The organism is Duganella sp. AC237 (assembly GCF_979254035.1).
Genome location: NZ_CEEDEW010000003.1, coordinates 6438121 through 6463610, shown reverse-complemented (window position 1 = coordinate 6463610; position 25490 = coordinate 6438121). Strand labels below are relative to the sequence as shown.

22 protein-coding genes are annotated in these 25490 nt (G+C 63.0%); 14 read left to right on the top strand and 8 right to left on the bottom strand.

The annotated features are described in order from the left end of the window. From lptA to AC0IYS_RS28485, 5 genes are all read left to right on the top strand, one after another. The gene (lptA, locus tag AC0IYS_RS28505) at positions 1-594 is read left to right on the top strand and encodes a lipopolysaccharide transport periplasmic protein LptA (RefSeq protein ID WP_471708348.1); all 594 of its coding nucleotides are present in this window, start codon (positions 1-3) and stop codon (positions 592-594) included. Positions 595-596: 2 nt separating this feature from the next. Next, positions 597-1349: an LPS export ABC transporter ATP-binding protein gene (lptB, locus tag AC0IYS_RS28500; protein WP_315219209.1), complete on the top strand. Its 753-nt coding sequence runs from the start codon at positions 597-599 to the stop codon at positions 1347-1349. A 9-nt stretch (positions 1350-1358) separates the two neighbouring features. Next, on the top strand, positions 1359-2840 hold the full coding sequence (locus tag AC0IYS_RS28495; RefSeq protein WP_471708347.1) for an RNA polymerase factor sigma-54: 1482 nt from the start codon (positions 1359-1361) through the stop codon (positions 2838-2840). A 75-nt stretch (positions 2841-2915) separates the two neighbouring features. Next, positions 2916-3275 (top strand): ribosome hibernation-promoting factor, HPF/YfiA family, encoded by a 360-nt coding sequence (hpf, locus tag AC0IYS_RS28490; protein ID WP_090326216.1) that lies wholly within the window; start codon positions 2916-2918, stop codon positions 3273-3275. Positions 3276-3429: 154 nt separating this feature from the next. Then, positions 3430-4512: an enoyl-CoA hydratase/isomerase family protein gene (locus tag AC0IYS_RS28485; RefSeq protein WP_471708346.1), complete on the top strand. Its 1083-nt coding sequence runs from the start codon at positions 3430-3432 to the stop codon at positions 4510-4512. A gap of 8 nt (positions 4513-4520) precedes the next feature. Here AC0IYS_RS28485 and rapZ read toward each other — a convergent pair whose 3' ends face one another. The 6 genes from rapZ to ilvA all read right to left on the bottom strand — a co-directional run bounded on the left by rapZ (position 4521) and on the right by ilvA (position 10520). Next, positions 4521-5381, bottom strand: coding sequence for an RNase adapter RapZ (gene rapZ / locus AC0IYS_RS28480; protein ID WP_471708345.1), 861 nt, complete (start codon positions 5379-5381; stop codon positions 4521-4523). Between the two features lie 7 nt (positions 5382-5388). Continuing rightward, complete coding sequence (gene hprK / locus AC0IYS_RS28475) at positions 5389-6324, bottom strand: HPr(Ser) kinase/phosphatase (protein WP_315223117.1); 936 nt, start codon at positions 6322-6324, stop codon at positions 5389-5391. A gap of 99 nt (positions 6325-6423) precedes the next feature. Then, a complete protein-coding gene (locus tag AC0IYS_RS28470) occupies positions 6424-6906 on the bottom strand; it encodes a PTS sugar transporter subunit IIA (protein WP_090326235.1) in 483 nt (160 codons plus the stop codon). 309 nt (positions 6907-7215) lie between these two features. Continuing rightward, positions 7216-8049 carry an NADPH-dependent 7-cyano-7-deazaguanine reductase QueF gene (queF, locus tag AC0IYS_RS28465; RefSeq protein WP_471708344.1) on the bottom strand — a complete coding sequence of 278 codons (834 nt, stop codon included), beginning with the start codon at positions 8047-8049 and terminating at the stop codon, positions 7216-7218. After that, the gene (locus AC0IYS_RS28460; RefSeq protein ID WP_471708343.1) at positions 8046-8831 is read right to left on the bottom strand and encodes a lysostaphin resistance A-like protein; all 786 of its coding nucleotides are present in this window, start codon (positions 8829-8831) and stop codon (positions 8046-8048) included. The genes queF and AC0IYS_RS28460 overlap by 4 nt, the downstream gene beginning before the upstream one ends. A gap of 153 nt (positions 8832-8984) precedes the next feature. After that, positions 8985-10520, bottom strand: a complete 1536-nt coding sequence (ilvA, locus tag AC0IYS_RS28455; protein WP_471708951.1) for a threonine ammonia-lyase, biosynthetic — start codon at positions 10518-10520, stop codon at positions 8985-8987. Positions 10521-10794: 274 nt separating this feature from the next. On the opposite strand from ilvA, the gene AC0IYS_RS28450 reads away from it, so the two are divergent. The 4 genes from AC0IYS_RS28450 (at position 10795) to AC0IYS_RS28435 (ending at position 16400) form a co-directional block, all read left to right on the top strand. After that, the gene (locus AC0IYS_RS28450; protein ID WP_471708342.1) at positions 10795-11286 is read left to right on the top strand and encodes a YqaA family protein; all 492 of its coding nucleotides are present in this window, start codon (positions 10795-10797) and stop codon (positions 11284-11286) included. A gap of 223 nt (positions 11287-11509) precedes the next feature. Beyond that, entirely contained in the window at positions 11510-15523 is a 4014-nt protein-coding gene (locus tag AC0IYS_RS28445; RefSeq protein ID WP_471708341.1) for a DUF3683 domain-containing protein, read from the top strand. After that, the gene (locus AC0IYS_RS28440) at positions 15520-15957 is read left to right on the top strand and encodes an HIT family protein (protein WP_471708340.1); all 438 of its coding nucleotides are present in this window, start codon (positions 15520-15522) and stop codon (positions 15955-15957) included. The genes AC0IYS_RS28445 and AC0IYS_RS28440 overlap by 4 nt, the downstream gene beginning before the upstream one ends. 14 nt (positions 15958-15971) lie before the next feature. After that, the gene (locus AC0IYS_RS28435; protein WP_471708339.1) at positions 15972-16400 is read left to right on the top strand and encodes a gamma-butyrobetaine hydroxylase family protein; all 429 of its coding nucleotides are present in this window, start codon (positions 15972-15974) and stop codon (positions 16398-16400) included. Between the two features lie 124 nt (positions 16401-16524). On the opposite strand, the gene AC0IYS_RS28430 is transcribed toward AC0IYS_RS28435, so the two are convergent. Both AC0IYS_RS28430 and AC0IYS_RS28425 read right to left on the bottom strand, forming a co-directional pair. Further along, entirely contained in the window at positions 16525-17454 is a 930-nt protein-coding gene (locus AC0IYS_RS28430) for an aliphatic sulfonate ABC transporter substrate-binding protein (protein WP_471708338.1), read from the bottom strand. Positions 17455-17463: 9 nt separating this feature from the next. Further along, a complete protein-coding gene (locus AC0IYS_RS28425; RefSeq protein WP_471708337.1) occupies positions 17464-18519 on the bottom strand; it encodes a LacI family DNA-binding transcriptional regulator in 1056 nt (351 codons plus the stop codon). Between the two features lie 210 nt (positions 18520-18729). Between AC0IYS_RS28425 and AC0IYS_RS28420 the strand changes: the two genes are divergently transcribed. The 5 genes from AC0IYS_RS28420 (at position 18730) to AC0IYS_RS28400 (ending at position 25488) form a co-directional block, all read left to right on the top strand. Beyond that, the gene (locus AC0IYS_RS28420; protein ID WP_471708336.1) at positions 18730-20982 is read left to right on the top strand and encodes a TonB-dependent receptor; all 2253 of its coding nucleotides are present in this window, start codon (positions 18730-18732) and stop codon (positions 20980-20982) included. Then, positions 20982-22277 (top strand): LLM class flavin-dependent oxidoreductase, encoded by a 1296-nt coding sequence (locus tag AC0IYS_RS28415; protein ID WP_471708335.1) that lies wholly within the window; start codon positions 20982-20984, stop codon positions 22275-22277. The genes AC0IYS_RS28420 and AC0IYS_RS28415 overlap by 1 nt, the downstream gene beginning before the upstream one ends. A 129-nt stretch (positions 22278-22406) precedes the next feature. Beyond that, complete coding sequence (locus AC0IYS_RS28410; RefSeq protein ID WP_471708334.1) at positions 22407-23699, top strand: alpha/beta hydrolase family protein; 1293 nt, start codon at positions 22407-22409, stop codon at positions 23697-23699. 74 nt (positions 23700-23773) lie between these two features. Then, complete coding sequence (gene ubiE / locus AC0IYS_RS28405; protein ID WP_090326281.1) at positions 23774-24508, top strand: bifunctional demethylmenaquinone methyltransferase/2-methoxy-6-polyprenyl-1,4-benzoquinol methylase UbiE; 735 nt, start codon at positions 23774-23776, stop codon at positions 24506-24508. 17 nt (positions 24509-24525) lie between these two features. Beyond that, positions 24526-25488 carry a Tim44 domain-containing protein gene (locus tag AC0IYS_RS28400; protein ID WP_471708333.1) on the top strand — a complete coding sequence of 321 codons (963 nt, stop codon included), beginning with the start codon at positions 24526-24528 and terminating at the stop codon, positions 25486-25488. The last annotated feature ends 2 nt before the right edge of the window (positions 25489-25490 follow it).

Here is a 25490-nt window from a genome sequence, read left to right as displayed (position 1 = left end):
ATGAAGGACACCATGATGAAAAAACTGATACTGTCGGCCGCGCTGCTGCTGGCCGCGATGGGCGCGGCCCACGCTGAAAAAGCCGACTCCAACAAGCCGACCGAGATCTCCTTCGACAACCTCGACGCCGACGACGTCAAGCAGATCAAAACCTTCACCGGCAACGTCGTGCTGACCCGCGGCACTTTGCTGATGAAGTCGCCCAAGGCGGTCGTCACCGAGGATCCCGAGGGCTACCAGCTGGTGGTGCTGACCGGCGCGCCGGGCGTGCAGGCGACGTTCCGCCAGAAGCTCGACGGCGCCGGCGACCAGTGGGTCGATGGCCGCGCCGACCGCATCGAATACGACGGCAAGACCGAGCTGGTCAAGCTGTTCTCGAAGGCGCAGATCAAGAAACTGGAAGGCAGCAAGACCGCCAGCCAGGTCGATGGCGAATTCATCTCCTATGACAGCCGGCGCGAATTCTTCGCCGTGAAAAATACCGCCAGCGGCGAGAGCAAGCCCGGCGCCGGCCGCAGCACGATGGTGATCCAGCCGTCGGCCAAGCAGACTCCCCAGCCCGCTTCGGCCACCAATCCAGCGGCGGGGAAATAAGCATGGAGCCAACATGCGGTAGCACCCTGATCGTACGCGGCCTGCAGAAGACCTACGGCAAGCGCCAGGTCGTGCATGACGTGTCCTTGCAGGTCGAATGCGGCGAAGTGGTCGGCCTGCTCGGCCCCAACGGCGCCGGCAAGACCACTTCCTTTTACATGATCGTCGGCCTGGTGCCGTCGGACGCCGGCACCATCGATATCAGCGGCGTCGACATCTCCTCGCTGCCGATCCACCGCCGCGCCTCGCTCGGCCTGTCGTACCTGCCACAGGAGGCTTCGGTGTTCCGCAAGCTGACCGTGGAAGAGAATATCCGCGCCGTCCTCGAAATCCAGAAAGTGGACGGCAAGCCTTTATCCAAGGCTGCCATCGATGAACGGCTCAATACCCTGCTGGCCGATCTGCAAATCGAAAAGCTGCGCGAAAACCAGGCGCTGTCGCTGTCCGGCGGCGAGCGCCGCCGCGTGGAGATCGCCCGCGCGCTGGCCACCAACCCGCGCTTCGTGCTGCTGGACGAACCTTTCGCCGGGGTCGACCCGATTGCCGTCATTGAGATCCAGCGCATCGTGCGCTTCCTCAAGGAACGCAATATCGGCGTCCTCATTACCGATCACAATGTGCGCGAGACGCTGGGCATCTGCGACCGCGCATATATCATCAACCAGGGCTCGGTTCTGGCTTCAGGCCGGCCGGACGATATCATCGCCGACGAGTCGGTCCGCCGCGTGTACCTGGGTGAACACTTCAGAATGTAATCGCGCCCCATGAAACAGTCATTGCAACTGCGCACGTCGCAGCACCTCGCGCTGACACCCCAGCTGCAGCAGTCGATCCGGCTGCTGCAGCTGTCCACGCTGGAGCTGCACCAGGAGCTCGAGCAACTGCTCACCGACAATCCCCTGCTCGAGCGCCTGGACGACCCGCTCGACCGTTCGCTGCGGCTGCTGTCCGACGGCGCCATCAGCCAGCAGGCGCCGGCCGGCGAAGCGCCCGCCGAAGGCCCGCCGAACCAGCAGGATGCGCCCGCGCCGGCCGACGCCGACACCTACGACGGCCCGGCCGCCGATACCGAAAGTACCAGCAGCGAGGCCGATGTCGACTGGAGCGACGCCGGCCGCAGCAAGGCCCCCGACGACGAGGACGCGCGTCCGCAACTGGAAGCGAACCACTGCACCCTGCGCGAGCACCTGATGGAACAGATGCGCGTGACGGTGCTGGAGATGCGCGACCGCGCGCTGGTCGAGCTGATCATCGACGCGCTCGACGAGAACGGCTACCTGGAGGAGCCGCTGGAGGAAATCCACGCGCGCCTGCCGGAGGAACTGGAAGTCGACATCGACGAGCTGCGCACCGCGTTGTCGATGCTGCAAAGCTTCGACCCGATGGGCGTGGGCGCGCGCAACGCCTCCGAATGCCTGGCGCTGCAGATCAAGCGCCTGCCGGGCATCGCCCTGGTGACGCGGCGCATGGCGCTGACCATCGTCGAGAACCATTTGACGTGGTTCGCCCAGCGCGACTTCAACAAGCTGAAAAAGGCGCTGGTGTGCGACGACGAGGATTTGCGCGAGGCGCAGGCCGTCATCCGCCTGTGCAATCCGCATCCGGGCTCGGCGTTCGCGTCCGACGTGTCCGACTACGTGGTGCCGGACGTGATCGTCAAGAAGGCGCGCAACGGCTGGCAGGTGAGCCTGAACAACGACGTCATGCCGCGCCTGCGGGTCAACGCGATGTACGCCAACCTGCTCAAGCAGGGAAAGGGCGAGGGCCAGATGGGCGCGCAGCTGCAGGAGGCCAAGTGGCTGATCAAGAATATGCGCCAGCGCTTCGACACCATTCTGCGCGTGGCCCAGGCGATAGTAGAAAGACAAAAGAACTTTTTCTCGCACGGCGCCGTTGCCATGCGCCCCCTTGTGCTTCGCGAAATTGCTGATACACTGGGTTTACACGAGAGCACTATTTCTCGGGTGACGACTCAAAAGTACATGCTGACGCCGCACGGCATGTTTGAGTTGAAATATTTCTTTGGTAGCCACGTCGCCACCGAAGCGGGCGGTGAAGCAAGTTCGACGGCGATACGGGCACTCATTGTGCAATTGACAGGAGCTGAAGACCCTAAAAATCCATTATCCGACAGTAAGATTGCGGACATGCTGGGGGAACAAGGCATGGTGATTGCGCGACGCACTGTTGCCAAATATCGCGAAGCGTTGAAAATCCCTCCCGTCAGTCTCCGCAAGTCTTTGTAGTTACTTGGTCACTGTGCGCCCGGCCGCAATGGGCGCGGCACTGACCGTAAGCGACATCTATCTTTAGGAGCGTGTATGAATCTGACCATCAGTGGACATCATCTCGAAGTGACCGCGGCCATCCGCGAATACGTACAGAACAAACTGGAACGTGTCACTCGTCACTTCGATCAAGTTATTGATATTGCTGTCATTCTGACTGTAGATAACCTTAAAGAGAAATCCAAGCGCCAAAAGGCGGAAATCAATCTGCGCATGTCGGGTAAAACCGTGTACGTGGAAAGCCTGTCCCAAGACCTGTACGCCGCGATCGACACCCTGGTCGACAAGCTTGACCGGCAGGTCATGAAATACAAATCCAAAGTTCAGCAGCACGGCCACGATGCGATCAAGCATCTCCCGGATAGCTACGAACCCGCTGCCGCCGCCCTATAACAACGGCCTCCGGCACCATCCAACAAAGGGCGCAAGGGCGCCCTTTTTTGTGTCCGCGTTTTTCGGTCCCGCGTTTTACTTCCTCTCGATTCGATGAAAATCATTTATCCCGTTTCGACGGTAGAATAGATTTTTTTTCACGGGTTGCGACATCATGAGCGAATTGGTCCACACCGCTATCGTCAACGGCACCGGCTTCATCACCTTGGACCGGCCCAAGGCGTTGAACTCGCTGTCCCTGCCGATGCTGCGCGATATCACGGCGGCGTTGCTGGCGTGGCGCGACGATTCCGACGTCGCCGCCGTGGTCATCCGCTCCAGCAGTGAAAAGGCCTTCTGCGCTGGCGGCGACATCCGCTTCTTCCACGACGCCGGCCGCGCCACGCCGCAAACCGGCAGCGCGCTGATCGAGGATTTCTTCACCGAGGAGTATTCGCTCAACCACCTGGTGCACAGCTATCCGAAACCGTACATCGCGCTGATGGACGGCGTGGTCATGGGCGGGGGCATGGGCATCGCGCAGGCCGGGCCGGACAGCCGGGTGCGCATCGTCACCGAGCGCACCCGGATGGCGATGCCGGAGGTGAACATCGGCCTGTTCCCGGATGTGGGCGGCAGCTATTTCCTGTCGCGCGCGCCGGGCGGGCTGGGGCGTTACCTCGGCGTCACCGGCGTCACGATAGGGGCGGCCGATGCGCTGTACGCGGGCCTGGCGGATCACTATGTGCCTGCGGATGAACTGGAGGTGCTGGACGCGATTCTGGAGTCCACGCCGGGCGCCGAGCTGGTTGAGGCGATCGCGGCCTTTGCGGAGTCGTTCAAGGACGCGGCCGGGGTATCCAGGCTGGAGGCGAACCGCGCCGACATCGACCGCCACTTCGGCGCCGGCCCGGTGCCGGCCATCGTCAAGTCGCTGGAGGCGGACACCACGCCATTCGCGCTCGAAACGGTGCGCGCGATGGCCGGGCGGTCGCCGTTGATGATGCGCGCGACGCATGAGTTGATCCGACGTGGCGCGGCGCTGGACATGACCGGCTGTCTGCGCATGGAGCGCGCGCTGGTGCGGCGCGTGTTCGACCGCGGCGAAGTCATCGAAGGCGTGCGCGCGCTGGTCATCGACAAGGACAACGCGCCGAAATGGAATCCGCCGTCGTTGGAAGAGGTGACCGAGGAAATGGTGCGGCAGCTATTCGAGCCGGTGTGGCCGGAACACGCACACCCGCTGCGGCATCTGTGAGCTGGAGGCTACTGCTCGCGGTGCCGCAACACCACCCGTTCATTCGGGTGGAAATACGCCGCCAGTTTCTCCGCCATATACACCGACCGGTGCTGCCCGCCGGTGCATCCCAGCGCCACCGTCAGATAACTGCGGTTATCGGTCTTGAAGAACGGCAGCCACTTCTCGACGAAGCCGCGGATATCGTTCATCATTTCCACCGCGCTCGGTTGCGCGTCGAGAAAATCGATCACCGGCGCGTCGCGGCCCGTCAGCGGGCGCAGCGTCAAATCATAGTAGGGATTCGGCAGCGCGCGCACATCGAACACGAAGTCCGCATCCATCGGCACCCCCAGCTTGAAGGCGAACGACTCGAAGAACAAGGTCAGCGGCGCCCCCTCGCTGGCGACCAGGTCCTTGACCCAGGCGCGCAGCTTGTTGGCGCTCAGCTCCGACGTATCGACCACATGGCCCAGCTGCTCGATGGCCGACAGCCGCTCGCGCTCTTCCATGATGCATTCGATCAAGGTGCGGCGCGCGGCAGGATTCTGGCCCGGACGCAACTCGTGCGACAGCGGATGGCTGCGGCGCGTCTCCGAAAAGCGCGCCACCAGCGAGTGCGTGTTGGCGGTCAGGAACATGACCTTGACGTCGTGCCCCTCTTCGCGCAGGCGCTTGACGTCGGCCGGCAACGAGGCCAGCGATTCGGCGCTGCGGGCGTCGACGGCAACCGCCAACGCCTGCAAGCCTTCCTCGGCCAACGTCGAGACCAGGTTCGACAGCAAGGCCGGCGGCAGGTTGTCGACGCAATAGTGGCCGGTGTCTTCCAGCACGTTCAAGGCCACCGATTTGCCGGAGCCGGAGATGCCTGTGATGAGGACGATACGCATGATGGTTTTAATCTCCGCTCATGGCTTGTCGCTGACGCTCCATGAACTCTTGTAAGGTGTCGATACCGCGCAATTGCAGAATGGTGTTGCGTACGGCGGCCTCCAGCAGCACCGCGATGTTGCGGCCGGCCGCGACGGGAATGACGACCTTGCGGATCGGCAGTCCCAGCACGTCCTCGGTCGGGAACTGGAATGGCAGCCGCTCCACTTCCTCCTCCGCCGCGCCACGGCGCACCAGATGCACGATCAGCTTCAGGCGCATCTTGCGGCGCACCGCGGTCTCGCCGAAGATCGCCTTGATGTCCAGCAGGCCCAGCCCGCGCACTTCCAGCAGATTCTGCAGCAGGGCCGGGCAGCGCCCCTCGATCATGTTCGGCGCAATGCGCGAAAACTCCACCGCGTCGTCGGCCACCAGGCCGTGCGAGCGCGAAATCAGTTCAAGGCCCAGCTCGCTCTTGCCCAGGCCAGAGTCGCCGGTGATCAGCACGCCCACGCCCAGCACGTCCATGAAGACGCCGTGCATGATGATGCGTTGCGCCAGTTTCTTGGAAAGATACACGCGCAGGAAGTCGATCACCTGTGCGGCAGGTAACGGAGTGGAGAACAACGGGATGTTTTTTTCGTCGCAGATGGCGAGGATGTCGGGCGGCGTTTCCAGGCCCTGGGCGATGATCAGCGCCGGCGGGCCGCCAGCAATCAGCTCGCCGATGACGTGGGCGCGCGTGAGCGCCTTCAAGCGCTGGTAGTAATTGATTTCCTGGTGCCCGAAGACCTGGATGCGGCCCGGGTGGATGGTGTTCAGGTGGCCGACCTGGTCGGCGGCGGAGGCGACGTCGCCGGAGATCAGGCGCTCGCCGCCGGGAAAGCCGGCGAACCAGCCGAGCTGCAAACTCTCGCGATTGTCGTCGTAAAGCCTTTGTATCGTCAGCGGCGTTTGCAGCATGGGGCGTCTTTATCTCAAGGTTGAACTAAGGTGGGCCTGCCCCGTAGTTTAACCTATTGTCCCGCTCCCCATGCTTGCAAGCTATTTCCCGCTGACCTGTCAGCCGGCGGCCTGCAGGCTAGGCATCCAGTTGATGATGCGCGAGTGCACCGATTTCGGGTCCGGGTCGGTCGAGAGCGCGGTGCGGAAGGCGTCGTCGGAGAACATCTCGGCGATTTCCGACAGGATTTCCAGGTGCTGCTGGGTGACGTGGTCCGGGATCAGCAGGAAGAACAGCAGGTTGACCGGCTTGCCGTCGGGTGACTCGAACGGAATCGGCTCGGCCAGGCGGACGAACGCCGCCAGCGGCGATTTCAGGCTCTTCATGCCTTTGATGCGGCCGTGCGGCACGGCCACGCCATGACCCAACCCGGTGGAACCGAGGCGCTCGCGCGCGAACAGGTTGTCCGAGACGGTGGAGCGGGCGATCCCGCAATTGTTTTCGAAGATCAGGCCAGCTTGCTCGAATGCGCGCTTCTTGCTGGAGACCTCCAGGTCAAGCAGGACATTTTCGAGTGAGAGTATTTTGCTCAGGTTATTCATAAGACGATAAGAATGTTACGACGCACAAGGCGTGCCGCCGCCGAATTATAGGCTTGTTTGTGCGCCATGTAACATGAATTCGCGCGCGCCGGCGTTGCTTAATGATCAGGCAGCCAACGCGCCGGGCCGCCAACGGTCCTACTGAAAATGCACCGCAGAAAGCATTTGCTATTTATGCGTAAAAAACCGCGAAAGCGCCGGTTTTTCGCCGCAAAGCGGCCCGCTTTTCCGATTTTTCGCGTTTTTCCAGCGAGGCGCCCATTTCTTACGAAAGTCGCATCGTTGATCACATCATACGCCTGATTTTTGCTATTGACGCGCGCCGCGCAGGTTCGGTGGTTTCTGTGCCGTGCTGAAATTGCTGCGCCACGGATTGATGTCGAGGCCGCCGCGCCGGGTGTAGCGCGCGTACACCGCCAGTTGCTGCGGCGCGCACTGGCGCAGGATGTCGACGAAGATGCGTTCGACGCATTGCTCGTGGAATTCGTTGTGCTCGCGGAAACCGATCAGGTATTTCAATAAACTTTCCTGGTCGATTTGCGGGCCGGCGTAATGGATTTGCACGCTGGCCCAGTCAGGCTGGCCGGTGACCAGGCAGTTCGACTTGAGCAGGTGCGACACCAGCTTTTCCTCGACCGGCTCTTCGTCGTGCGCGGCCTTGAGGATCTCCGGCGACGGGCTGTAGTTATCGACCTCGATGTCGAGGCGGTCCAGCAGCAGGCCGTCGAGTTCGCCCATCGAAATCATGCCGAATTCCTCCGGCTGGGTGATGGTGATGTGGACGTTGGCGCCGGCCGCCTCGGTCAGGTCCTGTTGCAGCAGCGATTTGAGCGCCACCACGTTTTCCAGGCGCGTCTGGTTGAACGAGTTGAGGTAGAGCTTGAACGATTTCGACTCGATGATGTTGGGCGAATCGGCCGGGAAGGTCACGCGGGCGATCGCCACCTGCGGCTTGCCGCGCTGGTTGAGCCAGGAGATCTCATAGGCGTTCCAGATATCGACCCCGAAGAAGGGCAAGGTGCCGGCCAGGCCCAGCTCGTCGCGCTTGCCCTGGCGCGGGATGGGGAACAGCAGCTCCGGCGCGTAATCGGTGCGGTAGGCGGAAGTTTTTCCCAGCGGGGACAGGTCGACGGAGTTGGTCATGGCGGGCTTTGAATCGGTAAAGGTGAAATGGTAGCGTACTTTGACCGGGCGGGCTTCCCCAACGCGCGCCGCTCGGAGTATCGAACGAATTTCTCGAACCACCACAGGGCCACCAGGGTCGCCAGCAAGAGCATGACATTACTCGCCCAGGCGTATTGGCTTTCGTACAGCACCATGCCCTTGATATGCCCTAAATTGCGGCTGTGATAGCCAGTTGCAAACACGGTGGCGAAATCCCATCCGAAGTGGAATGCCGTGGAAAACCATAGGGATTTTGTCTTCACTACTGCCCAGCCTGAAAATAGTCCGAACACGAAGGCGGAGAAGTGAAAAACATAATTCTGGGAGGGGTGTGACGCCGCAAAAAGCACGGCCTGAAGTGCCAGCACGACAACCAACGGGAATTTGCGGAAATATTTCGTCAGCAGGCCGAGGATGACGCCTCTGAAGATGAACTCCTCTCCAACGGCCGCCATCAGCGCGACCGCCGCAACGGCTGAGAGATGGTATAGCGACAGCTCGGGCTTGAAGGCCTCGCCGTTCCTTAGCTGAAATACGATAAAGGTGGATAGCACGGCCAGCAGCAGCGAGGAGCCTAACCCAAACCATGCAAACCGAAGATCCCGCTTCCCGAACAGGAAATACGAGGACAGGATGGCAATCGCCGAACCCATGCCCAAAATGATTGTATTGATCGACAGCGGTAATTCTGCCGCGCGCAGGCATGGGATCAGTAGAACAAACAACAGAATGGGCGAGATGTTGCGGGCGATCTTTTTCATAGGTGCCGCGCTATTGCGGAAGCGGAGTTAATCGGTGATGCGGAGCGTTGCGGTGGCTTTAGCGCCGTCAACCCGCAGGGCGTGATGGGGTCGTACCCGACGGGTACGACCCTAAGCGACGGAGCGTGGTCCGTCACACAAGGCGGGGTGGGTTCAACCCAGGAACAGCTTGTACACCGGATTGGCGCTCTCGTCCCAGTAACGGTAGCCGAGCGTGGTCAGGAACTGCGCGAACGCGGCCATCTCCTCGGACGGCACCTGCAAGCCGATCAGGATGCGGCCGACGTCGCCGCCCTGGCTGCGGTAATGGCACAGCGAGATGTTCCAGTTCGGCGCCATGCTGTCGAGGAAGCGCATCAGCGCGCCCGGGCGCTCCGGGAACTCGAAGCGGTACAGCAGCTCGTCCTTGGCCAGCCCGCTCTTGCCGCCGACCAGGTGGCGGATGTGGGCCTTGGCCAGCTCGTCGTGGGTCAGGTCCAGGGTCTTGAAATCGTGCTCCTCGAACTTGCGCGCCAGAGCGCCCGACTCGCCACGGTCGGCGATCTGCACGCCGACAAACACATGCGCCTCGTCCTTGTCGCTGATGCGGTAGTTGAACTCGGTCACATTGCGCGGGCCCACCAGCGAGCAGAAGCGCTTGAAGCTGCCGCGTTGCTCGGGCAGGGTGACGGCAAACACGGCCTCGCGCGCCTCGCCCAATTCGGCGCGCTCGGCAACAAAGCGCAGGCGGTCGAAATTCATGTTGGCGCCGCAGGCGATGGTGATCAAGGTCTCGTTCTTGATCGGGTCCTTGGTCATGGCCGCGCGCTCGATGTAGGCCTTGGCACCGGCGATGGCCAGCGCGCCGGCCGGCTCCAGGATGCTGCGGGTATCGGTGAACACGTCCTTGATGGCAGCGCTGATGGCGTCGGTGTCGACGATGATGATGTCGTCGACCAGCTCGCGCGCGATGCGGAAGGTTTCTTCGCCGACCAGGCGCACGGCGGTGCCGTCGGAGAACAGGCCGACGTCGGCCAGGGTGACGCGCTCGCCGGCCTTGATGCTGCGTGCCATGGCATCCGAATCGATGGTCTGCACGCCGATGATTTTGATGTCCGGGCGGATCGCCTTGACGTACGAGGCCACGCCGGCGATCAGGCCGCCGCCGCCGATGGCGACGAAGATGGCGTGGATCGGGCCGGAGTGCTGGCGCAGGATCTCCATGCCGATGGTGCCCTGGCCGGCGATGACGTCCGGATCGTCGAACGGATGGACGAAGGTCAGCTTCTGTTCCTGCTCCAGGGTCAGCGCGTGGTTGTAAGCATCGGTATAGGACTCGCCGTGCAGCACCACTTCCACGTCCGAACCGCCGCGCGCCTTGACGGCGTCGATCTTCACTTGCGGGGTGGTGGTTGGCATGACGATCAGCGCGCGGCAGCCCAGCTTGGCCGCCGACAGCGCCACGCCCTGGGCGTGGTTGCCTGCCGAGGCGCAAATGACGCCGCGCTTGCGCTGGGCGTCGCTCAGGTGGGCCATCTTGTTGTAGGCGCCGCGAATCTTGAAGCTGAACACGCTCTGCATGTCCTCGCGCTTGAAATAAATTCGGTTCTCGTAGCGCTGCGACAAGGTCGGCGCGAGTTCCAGCGGGGTTTCATCAGCGACGTCGTAGACGCGCGCGGTCAGGATTTTCTTCAGATAGTCGATAGTCATAGTCTGCAAACAGTGATTCCAGAGGGCCAGAACCCCGGGGTCAAGTCTGTCATTCGGACACGAGCTGTGTCGTAACTGCGGCTACGGCACAGCTCGTGTCCGAATGACAGACTTGACCCCGCGGGGTTCCGCAGTTGTTCGATGCTAACTATCCGGCGGGTGACCGGGTCGGGCAGGGGCGCGGGTACTGTGCCTGTGGGCAAGGACCGGGCTGTTCAATCGTGCGGTGTGCTGATCATTATAATGGACACCTCTCGTCCCGCTAAAGAAACCGATGATCGAATCTGCAATCGCCTGGCTGCTCAACGTGCTCGCGGCGCCGGAAGTGGGCCTGACATCGGTCTTCGTCATCAGTTTCGTTTCCGCCACTCTGGTGCCGCTGGGCTCGGAACCGGCGGTGTTTGCGGTGATCAAGGCCAATCCGGAGCTGTTCTGGAGCGCCATCGGCGTCGCCACCGTCGGCAATACCCTCGGCGGCGCCGTCGATTACTGGATCGGCTACCAGGCCAAGACCACCTTCGCCAAGGAGCGCAAGAGCCGCTGGTTCCATTGGCTGGAGCGCTACGGCGCCAAGACCATGCTGCTGGCCTGGCTGCCGGGCATCGGCGATCCGCTGTGCACGCTTGGCGGCTGGCTCAAGCTGCCTTTCTGGCCCAGCTTGGCATATATGGCGGTCGGAAAACTGTTGCGCTACCTGACCATGACCACCCTGCTGTTGTATGTGCCGGACGGCGTCTGGCACCGGATCGGGCAAATGCTGGGCTAATCTGGTGCAATTGATCGTATTGCCGGAAGCGCAGGATTCGGAATTTCGTTCAGTTTTGGACGGAAAAGTTGAATTTTAACGCCGGTAAACGGGCTCATCCGCAAATTAATAGCGCAGGATGGCCGGCGCGAGAGTCCCCGCCGTCTAAGGCTGTTCCGACATGGTGCGTCGCAATACGCTAGAATGGCCCTCCCGGGTTCCAGTTTACAAGTCCAATCGCATAATGAATGCCCCTGCTCAAATCCAAGCTCTGCTGGCGGAAACGCCCCACGGACCGGAGGCCCAGCGTCTCCGCGAAATTCCTTACAACTACACGTCGTTTTCCGATCGCGAGATCGTCATCCGGCTGCTGGGCGAGGAATCGTGGAGCTTGCTCGATGCCTTGCGCGGCGCGCGCCAGACCGGCCGCTCGGCCCGCATGCTGTACGAGGTGCTCGGCGATATCTGGGCCGTCCGCCGCAATCCGTACCTGCAGGACGACATGCTGGACAATCCGAAGCGGCGCCAGGAGCTGATCAACGCGCTGCACCACCGCTTGGCCGAGGTCGACAAGCGCCGCCTGACCGTCGACGACGACGGCAGCGAATCGGAAGCGTCCAAGCAGCGCAGCGTCAATGTCATCAAGCTGCTGCGCGCGGCCGGCAAGGCCGTGGCCGACTTCGGCGAGGAATTCAAGCAGGTCTACGACCTGCGCAAGCGCACCAACAAGGTGCTGGGCCGCTACACCGACAAGCACAACATCTGCTTCGACGGCATGAAGCGCATCTCGCACGTGACCGACGCCACCGACTGGCGCGTCGAGTATCCGTTCGTCGTGCTCACGCCCGACAGCGAAGAGGAAATGGCCGGCCTGGTCAAGGGCTGTATCGAGCTGGGCCTGACCATCATCCCGCGCGGCGGCGGCACCGGCTACACCGGCGGCGCCATTCCGCTGACGCCGATGTCGGCCGTCATCAACACCGAGAAGCTGCTCAACATGGGCCCGGTCGAGATGAAGGTGCTGCCCGGCCTGGACAAGGAATACGCCACCATCTACACCGGCGCCGGCGTGATCACCAACAAGGTGTCCGAGGCGGCCGAGAAGGCCGGCTTCGTGTTCGCGGTCGACCCGACCTCGGCACACGCCTCCTGCATCGGCGGCAACATCGCCATGAACGCCGGCGGCAAGAAGGCCGTGCTGTGGGGCACCGCGCTCGACAACCTGGCCTCGTGGCGCATGGTCGACCCGAACGGCGACTGGCTCGAAGTGACGCGCCTGGACCACAATCTGTCGAAGATCCACGACACGCCGTTGGCCCGCTTCAAGCTGGAATGGACCCATCCAAGCGCGCGCGGCGAAGCCAAGGGCGCGCCGTTCAAGACCGAAATCCTGGAGATCGCCGGCCGCACCTTCCGCAAGGAAGGCCTGGGCAAGGACGTGACCGACAAGTTCCTGTCCGGCCTGCCGGGCATCCAGAAGGAGGGCACGGACGGCCTCATCACGTCCGGCCGCTGGATTTTGCACAAGATGCCGAAGTTCGCCCGCACCGTCTGCCTGGAGTTCTTCGGCCAGGCACGCGACGCCATCCCGTCCATCGTTGAAATAAAGGATTACCTCGACGGCCTGCCGGCCAAGGGCGAGCAGTTCGCCACCCTGCGCCTGGCCGGCCTGGAGCATCTGGACGAGCGCTACCTGCGCGCGGTCGGCTATGCCACCAAGTCGAAGCGCGGCGTGCTGCCGAAGATGGCGCTGTTCGGCGACATCGTCGGCGACGACGAGAACGCCGTGGCCATGGCCGCGTCGGAAGTGGTGCGCATCGCCAATACCCGCGTGGGCGAGGGCTTTGTCGCCGTCAGCCCCGAGGCGCGCAAGAAGTTCTGGCTCGACCGCGCCCGCACGGCCGCCATCGCCAAGCACACCAACGCCTTCAAGATCAACGAAGACGTCGTGATCCCGTTGAACCGCATGGGCGAGTACACCGACGGCATCGAGCGCATCAACATCGAGCTGTCGATCAAGAACAAGCTGCAGCTGGTCGATGAGCTGCGCGACTTCTTCGCCGCCGGCAATCTGCCGATCGGCAAGAGCGACGACGCCGACGACGGCGTGGGCGACGCGGAAATGCTGGGCGATCGCGTGCAGCAGGCCGAGGCCTTGCTGGCGCAAGTGCGCGACCGCTGGACCTTCCTGCTGGCCGAGCTCGACAAGCCGTTGAGCACTGTCACCGGCGAGCTGGCCGCGCTGGGCCTGGAGCGCCTGCTGGCCGTGTTCGACGAGCGCCTGAAAACACAGCCGGACGCGACCCTGTTCGACATCGTCCAGGACCGCACTATCCGCGTGACGTGGAAGCAGGAAATCCGCGCCCAGCTGCGCCAGATCTTCAGCGGCGCGGCCTACAAGCTGATTCTCGACGAGGCCACCGCGATCCACAAGCGCGTGCTGCGCGGGCGCGTGTTCGTGGCGCTGCACATGCACGCCGGCGACGGCAACGTCCACACCAACTTGCCGGTCAACTCCGACCACTACGAGATGCTGCAACTGGCGCATTCGGCCGTCGCGCGCATCATGGTGCTGGCCCGTTCGCTCAACGGCGTCATTTCGGGCGAGCACGGCATCGGCATCACCAAGCTGGAGTTCCTGACCGAGGAAGAAATCGGCCCGTTCCGCGACTACAAGCTGCGCGTCGATCCGGAAGGGCGCTTCAACAAAGGTAAGCTGCTGAACCTGCCTGGCATGGAGGCGGACCTGTCCAATGCCTATACGCCGTCGTTCGGCTTGATGGGCCACGAATCGCTGATCATGCAGCAAAGCGATATCGGCGAGATCGCCAACAGCATCAAGGACTGCCTGCGCTGCGGCAAGTGCAAACCCGTGTGCTCGACCCACGTGCCGCGCGCCAACCTGCTGTACTCGCCGCGCGACAAGATCCTGGCGACGTCGTCGCTGATCGAGGCCTTCCTGTACGAAGAGCAAACCCGCCGCGGCATCTCGATCAAGCACTGGGAAGAGTTCGAGGACGTGGCCGACCACTGCACCGTCTGCCATAAATGCGTAACGCCATGCCCGGTCAACATCGACTTCGGCGACGTCTCGATGAACATGCGCAATCTGCTGCGCAAGATGGACAAAAAATCGTTCAATCCGGGCAAATCGGCGGCGATGTTCTTCCTCAACGCCACCGATCCGGCCACCATCAACGCCACCCGCGCGGCGATGGTCGGGATCGGCTACAAGGCGCAGCGCCTGGGGAACGACTTGCTGAAGAAATTCGCCAGGAAGCAGACCAAGGCGCCGCCGCCGACCACCGGCAAGCCGCCGGTGCGCGAGCAGGTGATTCACTTCATCAATAAGAAAATGCCGGGCGGCCTGCCGAAGAAGACCGCGCGCGCACTGCTCGACATCGAGGACGACAAAGTCATCCCGATCATCCGCAATCCGAAGAAGACCACGGCCGATACCGAGGCGGTGTTCTACTTCCCGGGTTGCGGCTCGGAGCGGCTGTTCTCGCAGGTGGGCCTGGCGACCCAGGCGATGCTGTGGGAAGTGGGCGTGCAAACCGTGCTGCCGCCGGGTTACCTGTGCTGCGGTTATCCGCAGCGCGGCTCGGGCGAGTACGACAAGGCCGAGAAGATGATGACCGATAACCGCGTGCTGTTCCATCGCATGGCCAACACGCTCAATTATCTGGACATCAAGACGGTGCTGGTGTCGTGCGGCACCTGCTACGACCAGCTGGCGACCTACGAGTTCGACAAGATTTTCCCGGGCTGCCGCATCATGGACATCCACGAGTATTTGCTTGAGAAGCAGGTGCGCCTGGAAGGCGTGACCGGCACGCGCTATATGTATCACGAGCCGTGCCACACGCCGATGAAGTTGCAGGAGGCGACCAAGACCGTCAACGGCCTGATCGCCACCCACGACAACGTCAAGATCGAGAAGAACGACCGTTGCTGCGGCGACTCGGGCACGTTGATGATCGCGCGTCCGGACATCTCGACGCAGGTGCGCTTCCGCAAGGAAGAGGAAGTCATCAAAGGCGCCGACAAGCTGCGCGCGGACGGCTTCGAGGGTGAGGTCAAGATCCTGACCAGCTGCCCGGCCTGCCTGGGCGGCGTGTCGCGCTACGGCGAGGACGCCGGCACCACGGCCGACTACATCGTCGTCGAGATCGCCAAGCACCTGCTGGGCGAGAACTGGATGGCCGATTACGTCAAGCGCGCCAACGACGGTGGTATCGAACGGGTGCTGGTGTGACGGCGGCCTGTGATCTCTGCCGGCTATTGGCGGCGCCCGCCGAGGGCGTCGTCATCTGGAGCGACGATCAGCTGTCGGTGATCGCCGTCGAGGATGGCGAGTATCCGGGCTTCACGCGCGTGGTGTGGAACGCCCACGTCAAGGAAATGACGGATCTGGATGCGGCCGGGCGCGGCCATGTGATGGAGGTCGTGTTCGCGGTGGAGTCGGCGCAGCGCGCCGTGATGGCGCCGGAGAAGATCAACCTCGCCAGCTTCGGCAACATGACGCCGCACGTGCACTGGCATGTGATCCCGCGCTATCTGGACGATGCGCATTTTCCCAACGCGAGCTTTGCCACGGCCGTGCGGTCCGGCGCGCCGGAAGTGCTGGCCGCGCGCCGCGCGCTGGTGCCGGCGCTGCACGCCGCGATTGTCGAACGTTTAAACGCCTGATTGAAAGTCCACCTATGAGCACCAAGAATCCAACCGCCATCACCGTCCACAACAAGTCCAAGGTGCTCGACATCGCCTTCGACGACGGCGCCTCGTTCACGATTCCGTTCGAGCTGATGCGCGTGTATTCGCCGTCGGCCGAGGTCATGGGCCACGGCCCCGGCCAGGAAGTGCTGCAAGTCGGCAAGCGCGAAGTGGGCATCGCGGCGATGGACCCGGTCGGCAACTACGCGGTGCAGCCGACCTTTACCGACGGACACAATACAGGATTGTTCACGTGGGATTACCTGTACAAGCTCGGTAACGAGAAGGACAAGCTGTGGCAGGATTATATGGACCGCCTGCATGCTTCCGGACTTGAGGGCGACAGCGGCCGCGATCCCGCCAACACCCCGGCGCCGGCGCCGCACGTGCATGGTCCATCCTGCGGCCACAAACACTAGCGTCACGGCGAGATACGTAGGGCGGATTAGCGAAGCGTAATCCGCCATGCATGCTCCGCCGGCGGCTCAAAGATGGCGGATTACGGCGTTCCGCCTAATCCGCCCTACGTGTCTCCGTTAGACTTTACCTGCCGCCGGTCGGTTGCCACGGCCAGACGCTTCCTGCCACATTGATCGGCTTCGGTATCAATTTCTGCTGATAGAACACGTCCGCCACGCGCTGCTGATTGGCGGCGATGGCGGCGCTGACCGGCACCGCGCCATAAAGCGTGCGGCGCTGCCAGGTCGCCACGATATCCGCTGGCAGTCCCATTTGCGGCGCCAGCATCGCGCTCACTTCCTTCGTGTGCCCGTTGGCCCACTGGCCGGTCAGCGCCACCTGTTCCAATAGCGCCGACAACATCTTCGGCGACTGTGTCGCGAACTTGCGCGACGCCAGATAGAATCCGTTCGCCTGCGGCAGGCCCGTATAGTCGCTCAGCACCCGCACCTGATAAGACTTCTGCGCCGACGCGAAGTACGGGTCCCACACCACCCACGCATCGATGCCGCCGCTGACAAACGCCGCCCGCGCATCCGATGGCGACAGGTACACCGGCTTGATGTCGCTGAGCTTCAAGCCCGCCTTCTGCAACGCCGACGCCAGCAGGAAGTGCGACCCCGATCCCTTCTGGAACGCCACCTTCTTGCCCTTCAAATCCGCCACCGTGCGCGCCGTCGATTCTTTTGGCACGAAGATCGCCTCGCTGTTGACCGGCGCCGGCTCGGCCGCGACGTACAGCAGGTCGATGCCGGCCGCCTGCCCGAACACCGGCGGCGGCGCCCCCGTGCTGCCGAAATCGATGCTGCCGGCGTTGAGCGCCTCCAGCATCTGCGGACCGGCCGGGAATTCGATCCACTTGATCTGCTGGCCGGCGAAGGCCTTCTCCAGCGTGCCCTGATTCTTCAAGATGCCCAGCAAGCCGCTGCTTTTCTGGAAGCCGATGGTGATGGCCTGCGCGCTGTGCGCCAGCAGGGGAAGGGCCAGCAGCAAGCCGGCGGCGATGTTCTTCATGGTTTTCCTTTATGCGCTTTCGCGCTCGATAAGTTCGCAGGCCAGCAGGTTGAGGCGCGTGTCCTGGCCGGACGCCGGCAGCACGCCCAATTGTTCGAGGATGCGCAGCGCGGCGATCTCGCCGATCTCGCGTCCCGGCGGCCGTATGGTGGTCAAGCTGGGAAGCAGCAGCGGCGAGAACGGATAGTCGCCGAAGCCGACGATGGCGCACTGTTTGGGTATCTCCAGCCCGGCGCGCTGGCCCGCCAGCAAGGCGCCCGCCGCCAGATTGTCGTTGGCGAAGATGATCGCTTCAGCATTCCGGCCGCTGCGCTTTGCAGGCTTGAGCGCCAGCGCCTCAATGGCCTGTTTCCCGGCGTCGAACGGCGCCTCGGCCGTCGGTACGTAGATGTTCGGTTGCAGCCCATGCTCGTGCATCACGGCCGCGTAGCCGTCGCTGCGGTCCACGGCACTGAGGTCGCCCGCCAGGCTGTTTTGCACGAAGGCGATGCGGCGGTAGCCTGTGGCGTACAGATAGCGCGCCGCCTGCTCCCCAACCGCGTGATTGGAGTAGCCGACTTGGATCGGCTTGCGGCGCGGTTCGTAGTCCCATGTTTCGACCACCGGGATCCCTGCCTCCGATAGCAGCTTTTCCGTTGCGCGGTTGTGGAACCGCCCTGTCACCACCAGCGCCGCCGGCTTCCAGCCGAGGAAGGCGCGCACCGCGTTCTCCTCCTGCTTGGCCGAGAAGTAACTTGACGCCAGCAGCAGTTGATAACCGTGTCGGCTTAACGTGTCGCTGAAACTCTGGATCGTGCTGGCGAAGATCGGGCCGGAGATATTCGGGATCACCATGCCGATGATGCGGCTGTGCGACGACGCCAGACTGCCCGCCATCAGGTTCGGCACATAGCCCAACTGCTTGACGGCGGCGGCGATGCGCGCGCTGCGCGTGGCCGCTACCCGCCCCGGCTCCGTGAAGTAGCGCGACACCGTGATCGAGCCGACTTCCGCCAGCCGTGCCACGTCGTGGATGGTCGCGCGGCCGGAGCCACGGCGCTTGCGTGTGATTTCCGGATCGCTCATTTGCTTGGTTCGCGCATATTTAAAAAAGACATATCGATGAGTTTTTTAATTCTTTGACTTCAAATCGGCCCGCACCGACACTAAAAAAAGGGTATCGGTACCATTCAAAGTCTAGCAAACGTCAGGCGGGGAACTAAGTTGGTTCTTCGATGATGAAAGTGGATTTTCCGCATATGGCGCAAAGGGCGCTTTCAAATCAAGGGATCGGCAATGAAGAACAACAGTAAAAATATCGGTGCGCTGACGTTGGGCGCTTTGCTTGTCAGCTCGGCGTGGGCGGGCGGGTTGGATGCGGCTGATGCCTTGGACGCGGCCAGCGCACCCATTCTGGATCGCGCCGACAGCGCCGCCGTTCCCAGCGTGACGGTCAGCGCGACGCGCCGCAACGCCTCGCTGCAATCGGTTCCGGTGGCTGTGTCGGTGTTGAACGGTGACGACCTGGCACAGGCCAACCGCACCAGCATCGACACGATCGTCCAGGAAGTGCCGAGCGTAACGTTCCGCCAGCAGGGCGGCAACAAGGATTCGACGATCTTTGTGCGCGGTATCGGTACCATCTCGACTTCCCCCGGCGTGGAACCGACTGTGTCGACGGTGATCGACGGCGTGGTGTATGCGCGCCCGGGCCAAGCGACGCTGGATTTGCTGGACATCGAGCATATTGAAATCCTGCGCGGTCCGCAGGGAACCTTGTTCGGCAAAAACGCGTCGTCCGGCGTGCTGAATGTGATCGGCCGCAAACCATCGGAACAAACCAGCGGCTTTGTCGACGCTTCCTGGTACGAGGGCAACGAGAAGCGCGTGCGCGCCGGCCTGTCCGGCACGATCCAGCCAGGCGTGGTCAGCGCCGCCGTCACCGCGCTGTATGCGGACTACGACGGCAACGTCGATAACGTGCATGCCGGCGGCGGCAAGGTGAATGGCTACGACCGCAAGGGCGTGCGCGCCCGCGTCGACATCACGCCGAACAAGGATCTGGATGTGAGTCTGATCGCCGACTATCTGCGTTCGAACGCGTCACCTTCCTTCACCGCCTACAAATCCACCAGCGCGCCGTTCTCGCAGGCGATCGCGCCGGTGGTCGCGTCCACCGAAAACCGCAGTATCAACACCGATATCCCAAGCGATATCCGCGATACCAACAAAGGCTTGTCGGCGCAGGTCGACTGGCACAACGGCGGCTACACACTGACCTCGATCACCGCCGTGCGTGACTGGGACAATCAGCAGTACACCAGCACCTCGGCCGTCGGCAACGCGGCGGAGGTGGCGCGCATCTCGGCCGCTTATCCTGCGACGCGCGATATCGGCACCGTCGATTTCCGCCAGGTGTCTCAGGAGCTGCGGCTGGCATCGCCGAAGGATCAGTTTCTCGAATACGTCGTCGGCGCGTTCTACTTGGATGGCAAGGACCGCGAAATGTACCAGCGCATCGTCGCCATCACCACTGCGTCGAACGCCGGCCGCGCCGACTATGGCGTCAAGAACGACAGTTACTCGCTGTTCGGCGAGAGCACGCTCAATCTGACGCCCGAGTGGCGCGCCATCGCCGGCGCGCGCTGGACCAAGGACGAACTCTCCTACGACCATGTCCGCAGTTCGACATCGACGGCGGCTTTCCCCGGCGTTCAGCCCGGCGTGAGCAACATCGGTTCGACCAGCGATGACGGCTACTCCGGGCGTTTGGGCCTGCAGTACCAGCTGTCGCGCGACGTGAACGCCTACGCGACCTACTCGCGCGGCTACAAGGGGCCGGCCTATAACGTCTTCTTCAACATGCTTGGCCGCGACACTTTGGCGCTGAAGCCTGAAACGTCCGATTCGTTCGAACTGGGACTGAAGGCGAGCGCCTTTGATCGCCGCCTGACCGCCAATGTGGCAGTCTTCAACACCAAGTACTCCAACTATCAAGCCAACTTCTTCGATACCGTCGCCGGCACCGTGATCACGCGCCTCATCAACGCGGGCGACGTCTCGACCAAGGGCGTCGAGCTGGATATCAATGCGCGGCCAACCCGCCAGCTAACGTTGACCGCCTCGCTGGCCTACACCGATGCGCGTATAGACAGCTTCAACTGCCCGCCGGCCGCCACGGCGTCGTGCAACCTGAATGGCCAGCCGTTGCCGTTTTCGCCGAAGTGGAAGTCCTTCAACCGCGCCAACTACGCGCTGCCGCTGCAAAACGGCTTGATCGTCGACTTCTCGGCAGACTATACGTATCAGGCCAAGACGCAGTTCGACCTGTTCCAGTCGCCGGATGCGATCCAGGGCGCGTATGGCGTCATCAACGCCGGCATCGCGTTGTCGTCGACGCCGGGCGGCTGGCGCGTCGCGCTGGTGGGTAAAAACCTGGCCAACAAATCCTACGCCACCAATCTGGTCACTTCGACCGGCTACGTCACGCGCGCCGTGCCAAGGGACGACGAGCGTTACTTCGGCATCACCGCGCGCAAGGAGTTCTGATGACGCGTCAATTGAGCATCGCCGCCTTCATGATGCGGCACGGGCACCACGTGGCCGCGTGGCGCCATCCGCAAACGGACCTGGAGTCGAATCCGTTCAAGGTATTCCGGCAGCAGGTGCAAAGCGCGGAGCGGGCCTGCCTTGACGCGGTGTTCTTCGCCGACAGCCTGGCGCTGACCGGCGGCGTACCGGCGCTGGAGCCGTTGACCTTATTGTCGGCGCTGGCCGCATCGACCGAAAAGATCGGTTTGATCGGCACCGCCACCACCACCTACAACGAGCCTTACACGGTGGCGCGCCAGTTCGCGTCGCTCGATCAGATATCGGAAGGCAGGGCGGGGTGGAACCTGGTCACGTCCGACAACGCGGCGGAGGCGGCCAATTTTGGCCGCGACCAGCACGTGGCGCACGCGGCGCGTTATGAGCGCGCGCGAGAATTTCATCAGGTTGTCACGGGATTGTGGGATAGTTGGGAAGATGGGGCGCTTATTAACGACAAGGATGGCGGCCGGCTGATCGATCCCGCCAAGCTGCGCAAGCTGGATCATCGCGGCCCGCATTTCGCTGTCGCCGGACCGCTGAACGTGTCGCGCAGCCCGCAGGGGCGGCCGGTGGTGGTGCAGGCCGGCGGTTCCGAGGCGGGGCGCGATCTGGCCGCCGCCACGGCGGAGGTGGTGTTCACGGCGCAGCCCTCGCTGGCGAAGGCGCAGGATTTTTACCGCGACATGAAGCGCCGCGTGGCGGGGCACGGCCGCAGGCCGGAGTCGTTGAAGGTGATGCCCGGCTTGTTCGCCGTGGTGGGGCGTTCGCAGGGCGAGGCGGACGACAAGTTCGGTCAGTTGCAGCGTTTGATCGAGCCCAAGGCCGGTCTGGCGCTGCTGGGACGCATGATCGGCAACTTCGATTTGTCGGGCTATCCGCTGGACGGGCCGCTGCCGGATCTGCCGCAGACGCAGGACGGGCAGCGCAGCCGCCAGCAGTTGCTGACCGATCTGGCGCAGGGCGAGAATTTGACGATACGCCAGCTGTACGATCGCATCGCCGGCGGGCGCGGACACTTCACCGTCGTCGGCACGGCGCAGGCGGTGGCCGATCAGATGCAGGCGTGGTTCGAGCAGGAGGCAGCGGACGGTTTCAATTTCATGGCGCCGGCGCTGCCGGGAGGGTTGGACGATTTTCTGTCGCTGGTGGTGCCGGAATTGCAGCTGCGCGGTTTGTTCCGCACCGAGTACCGTGGCACGACGTTGCGGGAGCATTTGGGGCTCGATGCCTCAAATAATTCGGGTAACACGTAGGGCGGATTAAGCGAAACGCCGTAATCCGCCAATGCGTCCGCCGTCGAAACGCACGCATTGGCGGATTACGCTTCGCTAATCCGCCCTACGTGTCTCCGTGGTTAAGCTATGTTTAGAATAGGATGTGAGATGAAGGTAGCTAGCAGGATTGTGATCGCGGCGTTGGCCGTGTCGGCGTGGATCGCGCCATTGCACGCACAAGAATACTTCGGCGACTTCCGTCCCGACGCGCCTGAACTGGCCGCGCGCGGCTCCTTGCCGGTCGGCGTGCGCACGCTGGTCGCCGGGCACGCGGACCAATCGGATGTGCTGCGGTACAGCGAAGCGAATCAAAACCCCCGCTACACCCGCAAGCTCACGCTGGAAGTCTGGTATCCCGCCACCCTGGCGCCCGGACAAAAGGAACATACGGTTTATAACGATGTGTTGGGCTCCGGCCCGAACGATCCCGCCCGGCCCAACACGCCATTCCAGTTCAACGGCCGCGCGGCGCGCGACGTGGCGCCGGTCGCCGGACGCTATCCGCTGGTGATCGTCTCGCACGGCTATCCCGGTTCGCGCCTGCAAATGAGCTACCTGACCGAGAACCTGGCGTCGAAGGGCTACGTCGTGGTGGCGATCGACCATCCCGAATCCACCCGCGCCGACAAGGCCGGTTTCGCCAGCACCCTGCTGAACCGCCGCCTGGACGACCTGTTTGTGCTCGACAGCGTGGCGGCTTGGGCCAAGCCGGGCAGCGGCAACTTCCTCGCCGGCGTGGTCGATGCCGGCAACACCGCGCTGATCGGCTATTCGATGGGCGCGTATGGCGCGCTGAACACGGTGGGCGCGGGCGTGAGTGCCGCCGCCGCCGCGTTTGTCCCCGGCGGCAAGCTGGCCGTGAACCAACACGGCAACGCGGACTACGCATCGCACCGCGACGCCCGCATCAAGGCGGTGGTGGCGTTCGCGCCCTGGGGCGGCGCGCACAAGGTATGGGATGCCGAAGGGCTGGCCGGCGTGCGCACGCCAACCTTGTTCATCACAGGCGACCAGGACGACGTGGCCGGCTACAAGGATGGCGTGGTGCGCATCTTCGAGGGCGCCGTCAATGCGGACCGCTACCTGCTAACCTACCAGGGCGCTCGCCACAACTCGGCGCCAAACCCGCCGTCGCCGGCGATGTGGTCCAGTTTCGACGATTTCCAGTCCTATGCCGAGCCGGTGTGGGACAGCCGCCGCATCAACAACATCAATCAGCATTTCGTCACGGCCTTCTTGGGCATCCACCTCAAGGCGCAGCCGTTGCAGCCTTATCTAGAGCTACCGCCGCTGGCCGCCGACGGCACCATCAAGCCCGATCCTGGCCTGTGGAAGGGCTTCCGCAAGCGCGCCGCGTTAGGGCTCGAGCGGCGCCATCTGCCCCCACAATCGGCCCGATAGGCGTCCAAGGGCGCGCGGAAGGGAAAAAACCCCGTGCGCTTGTATAATGCAGGCAAACTAACAGGCCTGCCACCATGACAAATACCACTCATTTCGGTTACAAAACCGTCGCGGAAGACGACAAAGTCCGCGAAGTTGCCAAGGTTTTCCACTCCGTCGCCGCCAAGTACGACATCATGAACGACGTCATGTCGGGTGGCCTGCACCGTCTGTGGAAGACGTTCACCATCGCCAACGCGGCCGTGCGCCCCGGTTTCAAGTGCCTCGACATCGCCGGCGGCACGGGCGACCTGGCCAAGGTGTTCGCCAAGCAGGCCGGCCCGACCGGCGAAGTCTGGCTGACCGACATCAACGAGTCGATGTTGCGCGTCGGCCGCGACCGCCTCTTGAATCGCGGCCTGTTGACCCCCACCTTATTGTGTGACGCGGAGAAATTGCCCTTCCCGGACAACTATTTCGACCGCGTCAGCGTCGCTTTCGGGCTGCGCAATATGACCCACAAGGATCAGGCGCTGGCGGAAATGCGCCGCGTATTGAAGCCCGGCGGCAAGTTGCTGGTGCTGGAGTTCTCGAAAGTAGCAACGCCGTTGCAGAAGCCTTACGATATTTATTCCTTCAAGGTGCTGCCTTGGATGGGCCAGAAGATTGCCGGCGACGCTGAAAGCTATCGCTATCTGGCCGAGTCGATCCGCATGCACCCGGACCAGGACACGCTCAAGACCATGATGGAAGAGGCGGGTCTGGAACGGGTAACGTATTACAACTTGACGGCAGGTGTGGCCGCTTTACACACCGGTATCAAACTGTAAATACTGTAGGAATGACCATGAACATGAAAAAACTGATGATCAGCGCGGTTGTCGCGCTGTCCGCCTTCACGATGCTGGCCGAGGCGACCGCGCGTCCCGCCGGCGGCAACCGTTCGATCGGCCGCCAGTCGCAAAACGTCAACCGCATGCCGCCGGCCGCCGCGCCGACCCCGGCACCGCGCCAGGCCGCTCCTGCGCCGGCACCAAACGCACAAAACGCACCGAACGCCATGCCGGCCAAGCGCCCAAGCATGTGGAAAGGTATCCTCGGCGGCGCGCTGCTGGGGCTGGGCCTGGGCGCCTTGTTCTCGCACTTGGGTATCGGCGGCGCGATGGCCGGCATCCTGAGCACGATGCTGATGCTGGCGTTGCTGGCCGGCGCCGCGTACTTCATCTTCCGCATGTTCCGCCGCAAGTCGCAGCCGACCGTGGCCCCGGCAGGTGGCAATTTCGGCGGCAACTTCAACGGCAACAGCAATGCGTATAACAACGCGAACGCCTATACCGCGCCGGCGAGCGGCGGCACGCCGGAAATCGGTTCGCGCCTGCCGGAACAGCAATACCAGCCGGTGCAAGCCGCGCCGGTGCCGCACACCCCGTGGGGCGTGCCGGGCGATTTCGACGCCGTGTCGTTCCTGCGCGTTGCCAAGAGTAACTTCATCCGCCTGCAAGCGGCCTGGGACAAGGGCGACACCGCCGATATCCGCGAGTTCACGACGCCTGAAGTGTTTGCTGAAATGAAAATGCAAATCAACGAGCGCGGCGCGCAAAAGGATTACACCGACGTCGTCAGCATCGACGCCGAGCTGCTGGGCATCGAGACCAGCGAAACCGAATACCTGGCCAGCGTCAAGTTCACCGGCATGATCAAGCCGGCGCCGGACGCGCTGGCCGAGCCGTTCAACGAGGTGTGGAACCTGACCAAGCCGGTCTCCGGCGCCTCGGGCTGGTTGCTTGCTGGTATTCAACAGTTGGCCTAATC